Below are 14,328 nucleotides of genomic sequence, written 5' to 3' on the forward strand. Positions count from 1 at the left end.
GCCGTACCCATGCGGATGGCGTGGGCGCGACGGGGCCTTTCACCCGATCCGGATAGACGGTGACCCTCCGGGGGTGAAATGCTGGAATGCCTGATAAAGGGAGTGCCGCACCGCGATGCGGGGCGGCCGCGCCGGCTGGCCTGACGCCGGCAGGGAGGCTAGAGCAACAGTTTCGGTGTCCTGCTCATTCGATTCGGTCCTTCGGCCTGCTGCCGGACGGCAACCGCCTGGTGATGTGCATCGGCATATCGGGTGCCGACGGATCACGACGTGGCCGGCGGCGGAAATTTCGGTGCGGCGAAAGCGAACTGCGTCGAGCGGAATCGTTTGCGGGTGTTGCAATTCGTCAGATTGCTTGCATCGGACGGTATCAAGAACGAAAGTTCGGTGTCAAACTTTTTCTGATTATATGAAACAAAATTAAACCGAATAAGGCGAAATGATTTTGAAAAGTGGCGGGGGATTTGTAATTTTCAAAGCCGATTCGACGTGCAATAAAGACTCAGAACGCTGGATCATTGACGAATCGATTCGTAATGTGCGTTCGATCGCGCGCCCATTGGCTGCGTTGATGCGCTCGGCGGTGACGGCGCCGGTTCGCGTCTTTTATGCAGAAAGGGGGGAATTGACGGGCACGGCGATCGAACCGGCAAGCCGCTGGCGTGGCCGGCCGCGTCGTGCATCAATCATCCCGCGTGCGTTTGCCACCCGAGCCCGAGGCTCTTCTGCAGCGATACGTAGTCCTTGAGCAATTCCGCCTGGCCCGCGATCACGTTCTGCTGCGCGGCCAGCGCTTCGCGCTGCGTATCGAGCAGATCGATCATCGACGCGACACCGGCACGATAACGCTGGTCGATCAGGGTGGCCGAATGCGTGGCCGACGTCTGCACGTTGGCGAGTGCGACGACGTGTTCGCGCTGGTGCCCATAGCGTTGGAGTGCGGTGTTCGCGTCCTGCAACGCACCGAGCACGGTCTTTCGGTAGTTCGCTTCCGCTTCGTCACGCGACGCCTCGGCTGCGCGCACCGCACCGCGCGTGCGGCCGAAGTCGAGGATGTTCCATTGCAGATACGGCGCGCCGACCCACGTGAAGTTCTGCTTGCGGAACAGGTGGCCGGGGTCGCTCGCGCTGAAGCCGAGATCGCCGAGCAGCGTGACCTTCGGGAAATAGTCGGCGATGTGCTCGCCGATCTGCGCGTTGCTCGATGCGAGCCGGCGCTCGGCTGCGCGAATGTCGGGACGTTGCTTTAGCAGCGCGGCCGGATCGCCGACCGGCACGCTGCGGGGCAGCGTCGGCAGCGGCGTGCCCGATGCCGACAGCGCCGCGTCGAGCGCACCGGGTGGCCGCCCGGTCAGGATCGCGAGCCGGTCGAGCGACTCGGTCACCTGCGCATCGAGCGGGATCAACGACGCACGCGTGTTCTCGACTTGCGTGGTCAAGCGTTCGATGTCCGCATCGGCCGCGACACCGCGTGCACGGCGCTGCTGCGTGAGTTCGAGCATCCGCTGTTGCAGCTCGGCCGTGCGCCGCGACAGCGCGAGCCGCTGCTGCCGGTCGCGCAGATCGATGTACGCGGTCGCGACTTCGGCCGCGATCGATACCTGCGTGTCGGCGAGGTCGGCGTCGACGGCTTCGGCTTGCGCGGACGCCGCTTCCACCGCGCGGCGCGTGCCGCCGAACAGGTCGATTTCCCATGTTGCGTCGAAGCCGGCCGAAAAGAGCTGCAGCGGACCGGTACCGCCTGACGACGGTGACGCACTGCCCGGCTGGCTCGAGTTGCCGGACGGCAACAACGTGCCGAGCGCGCTGACGTCGGGCTCGCGCGTGCGGATCGCGGCGACGGTCGCCGATGATTTCGGCAGCTGCGCCGCACGCTGTTGCACCAGCTGCGCACGCGAGGCGCGCAGCCGTGCCCGCGCCGCATGCAGATCGGGGTTGTGCGCGAGCGCGGCGGCGATCAGGTCGTCGAGCTGGCGATCGTTGAGCGCATGCCACCATGCGCTCGGTGCGGGGGCGGCGGTATCGATGCCCGTTGCCGGCGCCCGTACGAAGACCGGTGCGTCGGGTGCCGCAGGCGCGCCGCGGTAGTCGGGGCCGACGGTACAGCCGGCGAGCACGCATGCGGCTGCGCACAGCGCAAGCACAGGATGGCGAGGCGAGGAGAGGGGCTTCATCGCGTAAGAAGGTTCAGTGGCCGGACGATGTCGGCTGCGGGCCGCGCGGTGTCTTCAGCAGCATCGCGAGCGGCACGCACGCGAGCAGCGCGAGGCCGAGCACGTAGAAAGTTTCGGAGTAGGTCATCACGATGGCCTGGATCTGGATTTGCTGGGCAAGCTGGCCGAGCGCGCGCAGGTTCGAATAGGCGAGGTCGCCCGTATGTGCGAACCAGTTCGCCGCATAGGCGGACAGCCGCTCCTGCCCGATCAGCGAATTCGCGCTCACCGATTCGCGAATCGCGGCCGCATGGAAGGTCGTACGCCGGTCGATTACGGTGCCGATGATCGCGAGCCCGATCGAGCCGCCGAGATTGCGCGCCATGTTGTAGAGCCCGGCCGCGTCGCCGGAATCCTCGCGCGCGACAGCCGCCATCGATGCCTGGTTCAGCGGCATCATCGCAAGCATCTGCGCGACGCCGCGAATGAGTTGCGACCATACGAAGTCGTGGCCGACGCTCTGTGCGGTGAGGCTGATGTCGAGCATGCAGCTCAGGCAGAACAGCAGCAGCCCCGAGATGACGAGAATGCGGAAGTCGACCTTGCCGAGCAGGCGCGGCAGGATCGGCATTACGAGAAACGCGGGCAGGCCCGACAGCAGCATGATTGCGCCCGCCTGCTCCGCGTTGTAGCCCGCCACGATAGCGAGGAACTGCGGCAGCAGGTACGACACGCCGTACAAACCCGCGCCGACCGCGGACACGATCACGATCACGCTGGCATAACGCGGATTGCGCATCAGCGACAGGCGCATGATCGGCCGTTTCGCGAAGCGTTGTGACAGCGCGATCAGGATCATCCCGGCGAGCGACACGTAGCTGAGCGTGACGATCATGTGCGACTCGAACCAGCGTTCGCGCTGACCTTCCTCGAGCACGACCGTCAGCGAACTCAGCCCGATCGCGAGGCCCGCGATCCCGAGCCAGTCCGCGTTGAAGAACGTTTGCCATTGCGGCTTGTCCGACGGCAGTCCGAACACCAGCAGCGCCATCAGCACCGCGCACACCGGCAGGTTCAGGAAGAAGCACCAGCTCCAGCTGACGTTCTCCGCGAGCCAGCCGCCGAGCACGGGGCCGAACAGCGGGCCGAGCAGCACGATCAGTCCGAACAGCGTCATCCCCACCGGCAACTGCGACAGCGGCAGCCGCGTCCGGATGATGGTTTGCGCGGTCGGGATCAACGCGCCGCCGGTGAAGCCCTGGCCGATGCGTCCGGCGATCATCATCGCGAGCGAGTTCGACCACCCGCACATCATCGAGAACGCGATGAACAGCGCCGCATTCGTCAGCAGGAAGTTGCGGAGTCCGAATACGCGCGTGAGCCATGCGGCAAGCGGGATCATCACGATTTCCGACATCAGGTAGCCGGTCGAGATCCACGTGCCTTCGGTGCCGGTCGCGCCGATTTCGCCCTGGATCTGCGGCAGCGCGGAGTTCGTGATCGAGATGTCCAGCGTCGCCATCAACGCGCCGAGCGCACCGGCGGCGACCGCGATCCAGTCGGTGACGCTCGCGCGGCCTTCGTGCGGCGAGGCGGTGTTTGCGGCGTCAGCCATGTTGCTTCCCGGCGCCGTCCGAACGCGTATCGACGTCGACGGTCACGGACAGCCCGGGCACCAGCATCCGTTGCGCTCGCGCGTTCGCGGCGAGGCGGATGCGCACCGGGACGCGCTGCACGATCTTCGTGAAGTTGCCGGTTGCGTTCTCGGGCGGCAGCAGCGCGAATTGCGCGCCGGTGCCCGGAGCGAAGCTGTCGACGGTGCCGGTGAGTGTGTCATCCGGCAGCGCATCGACGTGCAGCTCGACCGGCTGGCCGATGCGCATCCGGCCGATCTGCGTTTCCTTGAAGTTCGCGACGAGGTAGATCGAATCCACCGGCACGACGGTCAACAGTCGCGTGCCGGGCTGCACGTACTGGCCGACGCGCACCGTGCGGTCGCCGACGCGGCCGTCGAGCGTGCTGCGCACGATCGTGTTGTCGAGATCCAGTTGGGCCTGCGCGGCGCTGGCCTGCGCCGCTTCGAGCTGCGCGCGCGCCTGTTGCAACTGCGCGGTGAACGATGCGATCTGCGTGCGGGCCGCGGCGATCGCCGCAAGGTTCGCCGCAAGCGTCGCGGCGGCCTGGTCGCGCGTGCTCTTCAAATCCGCGACGTGCTCATGCGTTTCGGCACCGGTCGCCGCGAGCGGCGCATAGCGCGCGTACTCGTCGCTCGCGTGCCGCGCGCTGATCCGAGAAACCTTCGCCTGCGCTTCGGCCTGCTCGAGGTTCGCGCGCTGCTGGCCGATCTCCGCTTCGGCGCGAGCGATGTCGGCACGGCGTGCGTCGACGGTCGCGGTCGATTGCGCGAGCGCGACCTGGTACTGGCGGACGTCGAGACGCACGAGCGGGTCGCCGGCTTTCACGGTCTGGTTGTCGCGCACGTAGACGTCGGTCACGTAACCGGCGACTTTCGGCGCGGCCGTCATGTTGTCGGCCTGCAGGTACGCGTCGTTGGTGCTTTCGATGAAGCGGCCGACAGTCCACCAGCGGCCGAACCATACGGCGCCGCCGATCGCCGCGACCACGACGACGGCGATCAGGATGCGCCGCTTCGAGCCCCCGTTGCGCGGCGATGATGCGGTTTCCTGACGATCTGCTTTCGATGGCGGGTCTTGCTGCGTGGACATGTGGTTATCCAATTTATTCCGGTCGGAAGAATTATTCCAGTTGATAAAATTGTGTCAAGTAGAATGTCGATCGATCGAATGACGAGGAACGCATGAACGAAGCGAAGAAGCTGCGTCGCACATCGGCAGGCGGCTATGCGCGCGGCGACGAGACGCGCCAGCGGATCATCGACGCTGCGATCGAGCTGTTTGGCGAATTCGGGTTCGCCGGTGCATCGACGCGCGACATCGCCGCAAAGGCGGGCGTCAATGCACCGGCGCTGCAGTACTACTTCGAGAACAAGGAAGGCGTCTATCGCGCGTGCGTCGACGCGATGGCCGAACTCGGCTGGAGCGTGCTCGGCCCGGCGGTCGAGCATGCACGGGCGGTGCTGGATGCGGATGCGGACGTCGATGCGCTGATCGACGCGTTCATCGGCATTCTCCGGATGCTGGCCGACCGGATGTTCACGGTGCCGAAGACGCTCGGGCAGCGGATGTTCTTCGCGCGCGAGCAACTCGGGCAGGAGCCGGCGGGCGCGACGGAAATCCTGATGAAGCGCGTGCGCAAGCCGCTCAACGACGTAAGTGCCGAACTGATCGGCCGGATCTCGGGGCGGCCGGCAGACGATCCGGTCACGCGACTGCGCGCGATGAGCCTGTTCGGACAGCTGACGGTATTCCACCTCGTGCCCCGCTCGACGCTGCAATTGCTCGACTGGGACAGTTTCGACGGAGAAGGCGGCGCGCTCGTGCTGGCGACCATTGCCGAACAGACACGCGTGCTCCTCGAACACTGGCATGCGCAGCGCGACGCGGCGGGCGCCGACCCGCGCGCGGGTGCGAATTCGGCTGCGCCGGCGAACCTATCGAAACGCGTTCAACGCACGAGGAAGAGCGCGCGCTGAGCGCGGAGATCAGCCATTCAGCGGCATCGGCGCGGCGCGGTGCGATGCACGGCGGCCGCGCACTCAGCCCGGCTTGCGCGCCGGTGCAGCCGGCGGCTGCGGTTCGGCAATCGGCGGGCCGCCCGCGTTGCCAACGCTATCGTTGCCGTCGTTGTTCGCGCCGGCGACAGCCCGCGAGCCCGGGTCATACGCGACGACGCTGCGCTGCGGATTCGCGATCCAGATCCCGCGTTCGCGGAACATCACCGCGATGCGCCGGTTGAATTCGCGTTGCACGCCCCAGCGCGCGGAGTCCTTGCATTGCATCTGCCCGGCGAGCGTGATGGTTGCGCCGTCGACCTGATCGACGCCCCAGTAGCTGAAGTCCGACAGGATGCCGTCTTTGTAATTCGGATCGTCGCGCAACGCGGCGCCGATTTCCTTCAGCGTCGCGATTGCCTGATCGATGTCCTGCCCGTACGCGATGCTCACCTTCACGGCTGCATTGCCGAGCCCGCGATTCGTGTTGTTGACGGTCGTCACCGAACTGAACGGGATCGTGTAAAGCGACCCGTCGCCGGCGCGCAGCCGCACGGTGCGGATCGACAGGTATTCGACCGTGCCCGACACGCCCGCGAGCGTGACCCAGTCGCCGACCTGCATCGCGTTCTCCATCAGCAGGAAGATCCCGGTAATGAAATCCTGCACGAGCTTCTGCGAGCCGAAGCCGAGTGCAACGCCGAAGATGCTCGCGCCCGCGAGCAGCGGCCCGACGTTGACGCCGATTTCGCTCAGGCCCGTCAGCACGACGACGAGCGCGATCATGATGAACAGGAGCGAGCGCAGCATCGGCAACAGCGTGCGCAGCCGCGCCGCGCGCACGAGGTTGCCTTCGCGCGTCCACAGCTGCAGGCGGCGCTCGATCGCGATGTTCGCGGTTTCCCACACGATCAGCGCGATGACGGCTGCGATCGCGATCGTCATCAGCGCGGACGCGAGCCGATGACCGATCGTGCCGCTCTCGAACGCGCGGAAGATCGGCACGCGCCAGATCTGCAACAGCAGCACGACGGTCAGGACCGCAATCACCGCCGACACGATGCGGCGCACCAGCGGGTAATAGCGATACGCGTGCAGATGGACGAGCGTGCGATCGTCGTCGCGCCGCTGGAACAGCCGCGCGAGCGCGCCGAACACGACGATCGATACGATCCGCATCCCGATCATCACGGCGATCGAGCGGCCCCCGAGCGAGATCAGCACGCGGTAGCCGTTGTGGACGTCCAGCGCCCATACGAACCACAACGCCATCACGACGAACACCGACACGGGCGCCCACGCGTCGGCGAGCGCATGGGCTACCGTCGCGAACGCGGGGCGCGTTTCGCCGGCCGCGCGGAGGCGCACGGCAACCGGCTGGCGGCATCGCAGGATCAACGCCGAGACCATCAGGTGGCCGACGAGCGCAACGGCCTTCAACAGCGCGACGTGACCGGCGTCGCTGAGGCCGAAGCTGCCCGCGATCTCGACGGCGGCCGTGCAGGCGCCGACGACGATCGCGATCCGCGCGATCGAACGCTGTGCGAACGCGGCCCATGCGTCGCTGATGTGCAGCAGCCGAAGCTGTCGCGCATCCGGCTGGAAAAACAGCCGGCTGACGATGGTCACGAGGCGGCAGATCACGTAGATGTCGATCAGCGATTCGAGCGCGGTTCCGGTCGGCGTGTCGGCGCCGTCGAGAACCGACATCGTGAGGCTCGCGACGCCGACGAACACCAGCAACGGCACCGCGCGCAGCGCGAGGCTGACGAGCGCGCGCGGCATCCGGCGCAGCAGCGTGGTCTGGCGCCGCGCGTGGCCGCGGCCTTGCACCGACGCTGAGCGCGCGCCGGTCGTGCCGGTCGCGGCTGCGGTGCCGGCCAGGGTGGCGTCGGCTTCGGATGCTGGCGCGGCATCGTCTCCCGTGCGTGGCCGCCCGGTTGCGGAGGGTTCGGTGTCTGCGTGTTCCGGCGCTTCGGCGCGACGCGCGCTCAGTGCGGCGAGGGCGCGCCGCAGCAGCCGCTTCGCGACCCATTCGACGACGATCGCGGGCACGAGCACGGCGAGGATGATCGCGAGCGCACGCGCGAGGTCCGCGCGTTCGTCGGCATTCGCGAGACGCTCATGCCACCAGACGCCGACCGAACCGACGTCGAGCAGCGAGCGCAGCGATTCGTTCAGCGAGCGGCCGATTTCCCCGGCCCAGTGCGACCCTTGCCGGACGACCATCGATGCGAGGCCGTTCGTCGTAAGCGCCGCCGCAGTCGCACCCGAGGCCGCGCTGGCCGGCGCGGCGCCGCTCGCAGGCAGCGCGGGCGTGCTTAGCACGCCGACGGCCGCGATCGCGCGCAATGTCGTCTCGACCTGTTGGCGTTCGCGCGGGTTCTGCAGCACGGAGAGCGCCTGTTGGGCCTGTTGCGGCGTCAGCGCGGGCGCGGCGCCGGAGGCAGCCGATGCGGCGGCAGGGGCCGGGGCGGCCGCATGGGCAGCCGATACGACGGCGGCGAGCAGCCAGCCGAGCAGGAAATGTCGCATGGGTGGGCATGCGGGCGCGCATCGATGCGTGGCCCGGCGGTCGTGTCGATGGACGGAAGTTAACATGATCGCGATCGGGACCGAATAGTTCCGTCGGCGACTCTCCAAATCGGGCATGCACGCAGCCGGCGACCGTACGGTTGGGCCGTCGCGCCTCGACAGCAGCCGGCGCATCGCCGGGACCATCGCGATCCGAGTTCGGCGCGTCCGTGCGGCTGAATCGTCACTCGGCCACGCGGCGCCGGCCGCGGTCGGGCCGGGAATGAATTGTGCGTCGGGCGGCGCGTCATTCGTTGCGCGCGCCGCCCGGGCGGCGGACGCACGCGACTCGGGGGCGTTGCGGATTCCTGACGAATCAACCGTCCCCGTCGTCAAAAGCCGGCAGTACGTGCTCGGCGATTTCCTGGACGACCTCGCGCACAGGCCGGTTCCAGCCCGGATTGAGCGTGACGTGGTGCGTGCCGGCCGCCTGCATGTCGCGCAGGATGTCGATCAGCGCGTTGCGCCCGGTCGCGTAGCCGAGCGACAGCGCGGTGGCCGGCGCGTTGCGATTCGCATCGAGATCGATTCGCATCGACACGCCGAAACCGCGAAACGCCGGTTGCGCGAGCCGGTCGACGGCCGCACGCCACATCGAATGACGCGCGCGCTGCGTGTCCGGGTCGCGGTGATACGTCATCCAGCCGATCGCGTTGCGCGCGATCCAGTCGACGCTTTGTCCGCCCGAGCCGACCGCGAGCATCGGCACCGGATCGCCGCCGCGCGGCAGGAGCGCGAAGTCGGGCGCGCCGGGCGGCGTCTCGTCGGGCAGCACGCGCGATGGCACGCCGAGCGCGGCCGCGACGACGTCCCAGTGGCGGCGATAACGGTCGCGCCGCGTATCCGCGTCGACGCCGAACGCCGCGTATTCGGCCGGTCTATCGCCGGAGCCGAGCCCGAGAATGAAGCGGCCGCCGGACAGCGTCGCGACCGACAGCGCGCCTTTCGCTATGTGCAGCGGATGGCGCAGCGGCAGCACGATCGCGCCGCTCGCGAGCACGATCCGGCGCGTGCGCGACGCGAGCGCGCCAAGCAGGACCCACGGGTCGAGATGCCCGACCGGGTCGGGGTAGTCGTCGCTGTTCAGCGGCACGTCGCGAATCCATAGCGCGCGGAAGCCCAGCGAATCGGCGAGTTCGGCGAGCTCGAGCTGCTCGTTGAAATCGGCGACCGTCCGGCCGCTGCGCAACAGCGGCAGCGTCAGGCCGATCGACAGCCGCTCGGCCGAGAACACGCGGCGCGCGACGTCGGCGCGATCGGAGGCGGGCTGGGTCATGTCGAATCCTTGAAGACGGGGCGCGCAGGTTCGACGAGCGTATTCGATCGTCGCTGCTCGCGCGGGCGGGACTGGGCGATTGTAAGCGGATCGTCGGCGTCGTGCCGATGTGCTCGCGAGACCGGCGCCCGTTCCATTCCCGCAACGGCGGCGTCGCGGCCGGCCGCCCGCGCCGCGCGCGGTTGCCCGTAGTTTCACTTTCGAAACATTCGCGCATATGCGCAGTCGCGAGAGGTGCATCGGAGGCAATTGAGGGCCCGTGCAGCCTTGCGCCGCGACGCATGGTGCGCTCCTTGCATGTCTGTGTGCGCCGTGAGCGCGATCGCCGGTGCAGCAACGGGCCGGGCAATCGCTTCAGTAGGTCGGACGCATCCAAGACGGGGACAAGACAATGAGAACAGACCGAATCGCAACGTATCGTGTTGCAAACATGAATCGCCGACCTGCCAGTGCGTTCGCTTCGCCGTGGGTGGCGGCGACGTAAGCGCACGGCTTTCAGTTCCATCCGAACCACGCGGGTGTGTGTTCCGAACGACGGCGTGCGTGCGTGACGCATGAAGCCGGCCGATGCCGGCCGGCCGTCGCGGAGGAACCGCCCGTGCGCGCAGATGGGCGAGCATGATTTCCGGATCGTCATTCAGACGGGCGAAACGCCCGTGCGCCGCGCGGGTGGCATGCATCCGCATGCCGCCCGCGGCCATGTGCGTCGAATCGACAAGACCGGGCCGGGTAACAGCGAAAGGGGGGGCGCGGCGGTTCGCGCGATTTCAGGTATTCGAAGCGGTAGTCCAGGGGAACGGGCCGCCGGCCGCACCGCGGCGGCTTCGACGACATTGTGCTGTCAGTTGATCCACTACCCCGATGGATCAATTGTTGAAGCGCCCATCGCCATGTGGCTGATGGGCGTCTTTTTTTGCAGCGCGCGATTCACGCGCGGACGTACGCCCGATTGAGCGGCGTTCGGTATCATGTGCTGGCAGCGTCGGCTGCCCGTGCGCCCGCACGGGGCGCCCGGCGCGTGAACATGCGTCGCCGACATGAACGACACCCACCATAACGATTCCTCGTCCGCCAGTATCGATCCGGCCGTGGTCGATTCACTTCACAGCTTCGTCGAGCGCCATCCGCGTCTGCTCGTTCTGACCGGCGCGGGCATCAGCACGGATTCCGGCATTCCCGGCTATCGCGACCGCAACGGTCAATGGATGCGCTCGCCGCCGATTCAGCTCCACGAATTCCTCGGATCCGACGCCGCGCGACGGCGCTACTGGGCGCGCAGCATGATCGGCTGGCCCGTGGTCGGCCGCGCGCAGCCGAACCGCTCGCACGTCGCGCTTGCACGGCTCGGCCGCAGCGGCCGGGTCGAGCGCCTCGTCACGCAAAATGTCGACGGGCTGCATCAGCGCGCCGGCAGCAGCGACGTGATCGAATTGCATGGCGGCATCCACGGCGTTACATGCCTCGATTGCGGCGCGCATCATCCGCGCGCGACGATCCAGACCGTGCTCGAAACGGACAATCCCGAACTGCTGGGCGCGCAGGCCGAACCGGCCGCGGACGGCGACGCGCACCTCGAATGGGCCGCGCTCGACGCGTTTCGCATTCCGGCCTGTCCGGCGTGCGGCGGCCTGCTGAAGCCGGCGGTGGTGTTCTTCGGCGAAAACGTGCCGCGCGAACGCGTCGCGTTGGCGTCGCAGGCGCTCGACGCGGCCGATGCGCTGCTGGTCGTCGGCTCGTCGCTGATGGTGTATTCCGGCTACCGCTTCTGCGTGTGGGCGCAGGCACAGCAAAAGCCCGTCGCCGCGCTGAACCTCGGCCATACGCGTGCCGATCCGATGCTGACGCTGAAGCTCGAGGCGCGCTGCGCGCCCGCGCTCGATGCGTTGAACGCGCGGCTCGGCATCGCGTGCGATGCGGCGGAGCGTGCATCGTGACCGGGCCCGCGGCATCGCACGATTCGTCCGCCCGCCTGTCGGCGCCGGCCGCGGAGCGCAATCGCGGGCCGATCCTCGACGTGCTGCGCCGCGTGCTGCCGGCAACCGGTAGCGTGCTGGAGATCGCGAGCGGCACCGGGCAGCATGCGGCGCACTTCGCGCAGGCGCTGCCCGGCCTGCGCTGGCAACCGAGCGACCCCGACGCGCACGCACGCCGTTCGATCGCTGCGTGGGTCGCGCACGCGGGCCTCGCGAACCTCGCCGAACCGCTCGCATTCGACGTGCGCGACGCGGTATGGCCGAGCGCGGCGCTCGACGCGATCGTCTGCATCAACATGGTCCACATCTCGCCGTGGGCCTGCACCGAAGCACTGTTTGCCGGGGCGGCACGCGTGCTGCGCCCGGGCGGCGTATTGTTCCTGTATGGCCCATATCGCCGCGAAGGCCGCCACACGTCGCCGTCCAACGAAGCGTTCGACCAGCAGTTGCGCAGCCGCGATCCTTCGTGGGGTGTGCGCGATCTCGAGGCGGTCGTCGCGCTCGGCCTCGATCTCGGGCTCGACTGCGCCGAAGTCGTCGAAATGCCCGCCAACAACCTGAGCGTCGTGTTCCACCGACTGCCGCACGCGGAGCAATGACACGCCGGCGCGCATCGCCGCCGGGTTTCCACTATCCTTTCGCCTGTGCGCGCGACCCGGCTCGGGTCGCGCCCCGTTTTTTCCGGAGAATTGACTAATGGGCAAACAAGCAATCGGTGTGATCGGGCTCGCGGTGATGGGCCGCAATCTCGCACTCAATATCGAGAGCCGCGGTTACGCGGTGTCGGTGTACAACCGCAGCCGCGAGAAAACCGACGAACTGATCGCCGAATTCCCCGGCCGCAATCTGGTGCCGACCTACACGCTCGAGGAGTTCGTCGCGTCGCTCGAAACGCCGCGCCGGATCCTGATGATGGTGAAGGCCGGCGAAGCGACCGATGCGACGATCGCATCGCTCAAGCCGCTGCTCGAGAAGGGCGACGTGCTGATCGACGGCGGCAACACGCACTTCACCGACACGATCCGCCGCAACCAGGAGCTCGCGCAGTCGGGCCTGCACTTCATCGGCACCGGCGTGTCGGGCGGCGAGGAGGGCGCGCTGCGCGGCCCGTCGATCATGCCCGGCGGCCAGCGTGACGCGTACGACCTCGTGGAGCCGATCCTCAAGCAGATCGCCGCAAAGGCGCCGTCGGACGGCGAACCGTGCGTCGCATACATGGGCCCGGACGGTGCGGGCCACTATGTGAAGATGGTCCACAACGGTATCGAGTACGGCGACATGCAGCTGATCGCGGAGAGCTACGCGGTGCTGAAGGACGTCGCGGGTCTGACAAATGACGAACTCGGCGCGGTGTATACCGAGTGGAACCAGGGCGAGCTCGACAGCTATCTGATCGAGATCACGTCGAAGATCTTCGCCAAGAAGGACGACGAAACCGGCAAGCATCTGGTCGACGTGATCCTCGATCGCGCCGCGCAAAAGGGCACCGGCAAGTGGACGAGCCAGAACGCGCTGGATCTCGGCGTGCCGCTGCCGCTGATCACCGAGTCGGTGTTCGCGCGCGTGCTGTCGTCGCTGAAGACCGAACGCGTCGCGGCCAGCAAGATCCTGTCGGGCCCGGCCGCCGCGCCGTTCGCCGGCGATCGTGCGGCGTTCGTCGAAGCAGTGCGCCGCGCGCTGTACCTGAGCAAGGTGATCTCGTACGCGCAGGGTTTCGCGCAGTTGCGCACGGCGTCGGAGGAATACGGCTGGAATCTCGATCTCGGCACGATCGCGAAGATCTTCCGCGCGGGCTGCATTATCCGCGCGCGCTTCCTGCAGAAGATCACGGACGCCTACGCGAACGATCCGGCGCTCGCGAACCTGCTGCTCGACCCGTACTTCAAGGATATCGCCGCGAATTACCAGGCCTCGCTGCGCGACGTCGTGGTGGCCGCGGTGCAGGCCGGGGTGCCGGTCCCGGCGTTCGCGTCGGCGGTTGCGTACTTCGACAGCTACCGGTCGGAACGGCTGCCGGCCAACCTTGTGCAGGCGCAGCGCGACTTCTTCGGCGCGCACACGTTCGAGCGCACCGACAAGCCCGGCAGCTTCCACGCGAACTGGTCGTAACGGGGCGGGCGAGGCGGCATTGTTGCGAAATTCTATTCTTTGAGTAGGGTTTTTTCGTCCCGGATCCTGCAATTGTTGGCTCCGCGGAAACAGTGTTTTCGTTCTTTCATGGTTTTCCCTAGGTGATCTCCGGACTAAACTTTGATCAATCGCTGCAGACATGGTGTGTGCGGCGAAGCAAAAAAATTCCGGAGGTAATCATGAAATCGCTGATCGCAACGTTCGCTGCAGCTGCTGTCCTCGCCGTCCCCGCCGTGTCGTTTGCTCAACAGAATGCGCCCGTGACGCGTGCGCAGGTGAAGGCGGAACTGTCCGCCCTTCAACAAGCCGGCTACAAGCTGGGCAGCGACCGGACCGACTATCCGGCAGGCATCCAGGCAGCTGAAGCCCGTCTGAACCCGCAACAAAACGTCGCCGCCGCCGATACGAGCGGCTACGGTGCGCAACCGGCCGGCCAGCAAGAGTCGGGCGCTCCGGCGGTTGCGAAGACCGGCTGGCAAGTCAAGCGCGTGTCGGATGGCGCACCGGTCTACAAGGGTCGTTAATCGGTCGTTGACCGGCATCGGAGGGGCGGCCGCAGCCGCGGCCTGCTCCACCCCCGCGCAGTACGCA

General features: G+C 67.3%; 11 protein-coding genes. 6 read left to right on the top strand and 5 right to left on the bottom strand.

Translation table 11 applies throughout. The features are described from left to right. Positions 1–686: 686 nt before the first annotated feature. The 3 genes from KDW55_RS18870 to KDW55_RS18880 are packed head-to-tail and all read right to left on the bottom strand — an operon-like array spanning position 687 to position 4,879. Positions 687–2,174 (bottom strand): efflux transporter outer membrane subunit, encoded by a 1,488-nt coding sequence (locus tag KDW55_RS18870; RefSeq protein WP_212161597.1) that lies wholly within the window; start codon positions 2,172–2,174, stop codon positions 687–689. Between the two features lie 13 nt (positions 2,175–2,187). Next, the gene (locus KDW55_RS18875) at positions 2,188–3,768 is read right to left on the bottom strand and encodes an MDR family MFS transporter (RefSeq protein ID WP_212161598.1); all 1,581 of its coding nucleotides are present in this window, start codon (positions 3,766–3,768) and stop codon (positions 2,188–2,190) included. Then, the gene (locus tag KDW55_RS18880; protein WP_040139382.1) at positions 3,761–4,879 is read right to left on the bottom strand and encodes an HlyD family secretion protein; all 1,119 of its coding nucleotides are present in this window, start codon (positions 4,877–4,879) and stop codon (positions 3,761–3,763) included. Before KDW55_RS18880 ends, KDW55_RS18875 begins: the two co-directional genes overlap by 8 nt. A 92-nt stretch (positions 4,880–4,971) precedes the next feature. Here KDW55_RS18880 and KDW55_RS18885 point away from each other — a divergent pair, with 92 nt between their 5' ends. Continuing rightward, positions 4,972–5,766, top strand: a complete 795-nt coding sequence (locus KDW55_RS18885; protein ID WP_040139383.1) for a CerR family C-terminal domain-containing protein — start codon at positions 4,972–4,974, stop codon at positions 5,764–5,766. Between the two features lie 63 nt (positions 5,767–5,829). Here the strand turns inward: KDW55_RS18885 and KDW55_RS18890 are convergent, their stop codons facing one another. Both KDW55_RS18890 and KDW55_RS18895 read right to left on the bottom strand, forming a co-directional pair. Next, positions 5,830–8,319 (bottom strand): mechanosensitive ion channel domain-containing protein, encoded by a 2,490-nt coding sequence (locus KDW55_RS18890; protein WP_212161599.1) that lies wholly within the window; start codon positions 8,317–8,319, stop codon positions 5,830–5,832. Between the two features lie 355 nt (positions 8,320–8,674). After that, the gene (locus KDW55_RS18895; protein WP_212161601.1) at positions 8,675–9,634 is read right to left on the bottom strand and encodes an LLM class oxidoreductase; all 960 of its coding nucleotides are present in this window, start codon (positions 9,632–9,634) and stop codon (positions 8,675–8,677) included. 608 nt (positions 9,635–10,242) lie between these two features. Between KDW55_RS18895 and KDW55_RS18900 the strand changes: the two genes are divergently transcribed. The 5 genes from KDW55_RS18900 (at position 10,243) to KDW55_RS18920 (ending at position 14,261) form a co-directional block, all read left to right on the top strand. Continuing rightward, on the top strand, positions 10,243–10,587 hold the full coding sequence (locus KDW55_RS18900) for a hypothetical protein (protein WP_212161602.1): 345 nt from the start codon (positions 10,243–10,245) through the stop codon (positions 10,585–10,587). 84 nt (positions 10,588–10,671) lie between these two features. After that, positions 10,672–11,568, top strand: a complete 897-nt coding sequence (locus KDW55_RS18905) for an NAD-dependent protein deacetylase (RefSeq protein ID WP_212161603.1) — start codon at positions 10,672–10,674, stop codon at positions 11,566–11,568. Continuing rightward, the gene (locus KDW55_RS18910) at positions 11,565–12,206 is read left to right on the top strand and encodes a DUF938 domain-containing protein (protein ID WP_212161604.1); all 642 of its coding nucleotides are present in this window, start codon (positions 11,565–11,567) and stop codon (positions 12,204–12,206) included. The genes KDW55_RS18905 and KDW55_RS18910 overlap by 4 nt, the downstream gene beginning before the upstream one ends. Positions 12,207–12,303: 97 nt before the next feature. Beyond that, complete coding sequence (gndA, locus tag KDW55_RS18915) at positions 12,304–13,716, top strand: NADP-dependent phosphogluconate dehydrogenase (RefSeq protein ID WP_040139389.1); 1,413 nt, start codon at positions 12,304–12,306, stop codon at positions 13,714–13,716. A 200-nt stretch (positions 13,717–13,916) separates the two neighbouring features. Beyond that, positions 13,917–14,261: a DUF4148 domain-containing protein gene (locus KDW55_RS18920; RefSeq protein WP_059544777.1), complete on the top strand. Its 345-nt coding sequence runs from the start codon at positions 13,917–13,919 to the stop codon at positions 14,259–14,261. Positions 14,262–14,328 lie beyond the last annotated feature (67 nt).

This window comes from Burkholderia sp. AU19243, assembly GCF_018148075.1.
Taxonomy (GTDB): domain Bacteria; phylum Pseudomonadota; class Gammaproteobacteria; order Burkholderiales; family Burkholderiaceae; genus Burkholderia; species Burkholderia latens_A.

Bases quoted from the DNA above. Each gene is read 5' to 3' on its own strand.
- KDW55_RS18885 (WP_040139383.1), top strand. From the start codon at position 4,972: ATGAACGAAGCGAAGAAGCTGCGTCGCACATCGGCAGGCGGCTATGCG.
- KDW55_RS18890 (WP_212161599.1), bottom strand. From the start codon at position 8,319: ATGCGACATTTCCTGCTCGGCTGGCTGCTCGCCGCCGTCGTATCGGCT.
- gndA (WP_040139389.1), top strand. From the start codon at position 12,304: ATGGGCAAACAAGCAATCGGTGTGATCGGGCTCGCGGTGATGGGCCGC.
- KDW55_RS18895 (WP_212161601.1), bottom strand. From the start codon at position 9,634: ATGACCCAGCCCGCCTCCGATCGCGCCGACGTCGCGCGCCGCGTGTTC.
- KDW55_RS18875 (WP_212161598.1), bottom strand. From the start codon at position 3,768: ATGGCTGACGCCGCAAACACCGCCTCGCCGCACGAAGGCCGCGCGAGC.
- KDW55_RS18900 (WP_212161602.1), top strand. From the start codon at position 10,243: ATGGGCGAGCATGATTTCCGGATCGTCATTCAGACGGGCGAAACGCCC.
- KDW55_RS18880 (WP_040139382.1), bottom strand. From the start codon at position 4,879: ATGTCCACGCAGCAAGACCCGCCATCGAAAGCAGATCGTCAGGAAACC.
- KDW55_RS18920 (WP_059544777.1), top strand. From the start codon at position 13,917: ATGAAATCGCTGATCGCAACGTTCGCTGCAGCTGCTGTCCTCGCCGTC.
- KDW55_RS18905 (WP_212161603.1), top strand. From the start codon at position 10,672: ATGAACGACACCCACCATAACGATTCCTCGTCCGCCAGTATCGATCCG.
- KDW55_RS18870 (WP_212161597.1), bottom strand. From the start codon at position 2,174: ATGAAGCCCCTCTCCTCGCCTCGCCATCCTGTGCTTGCGCTGTGCGCA.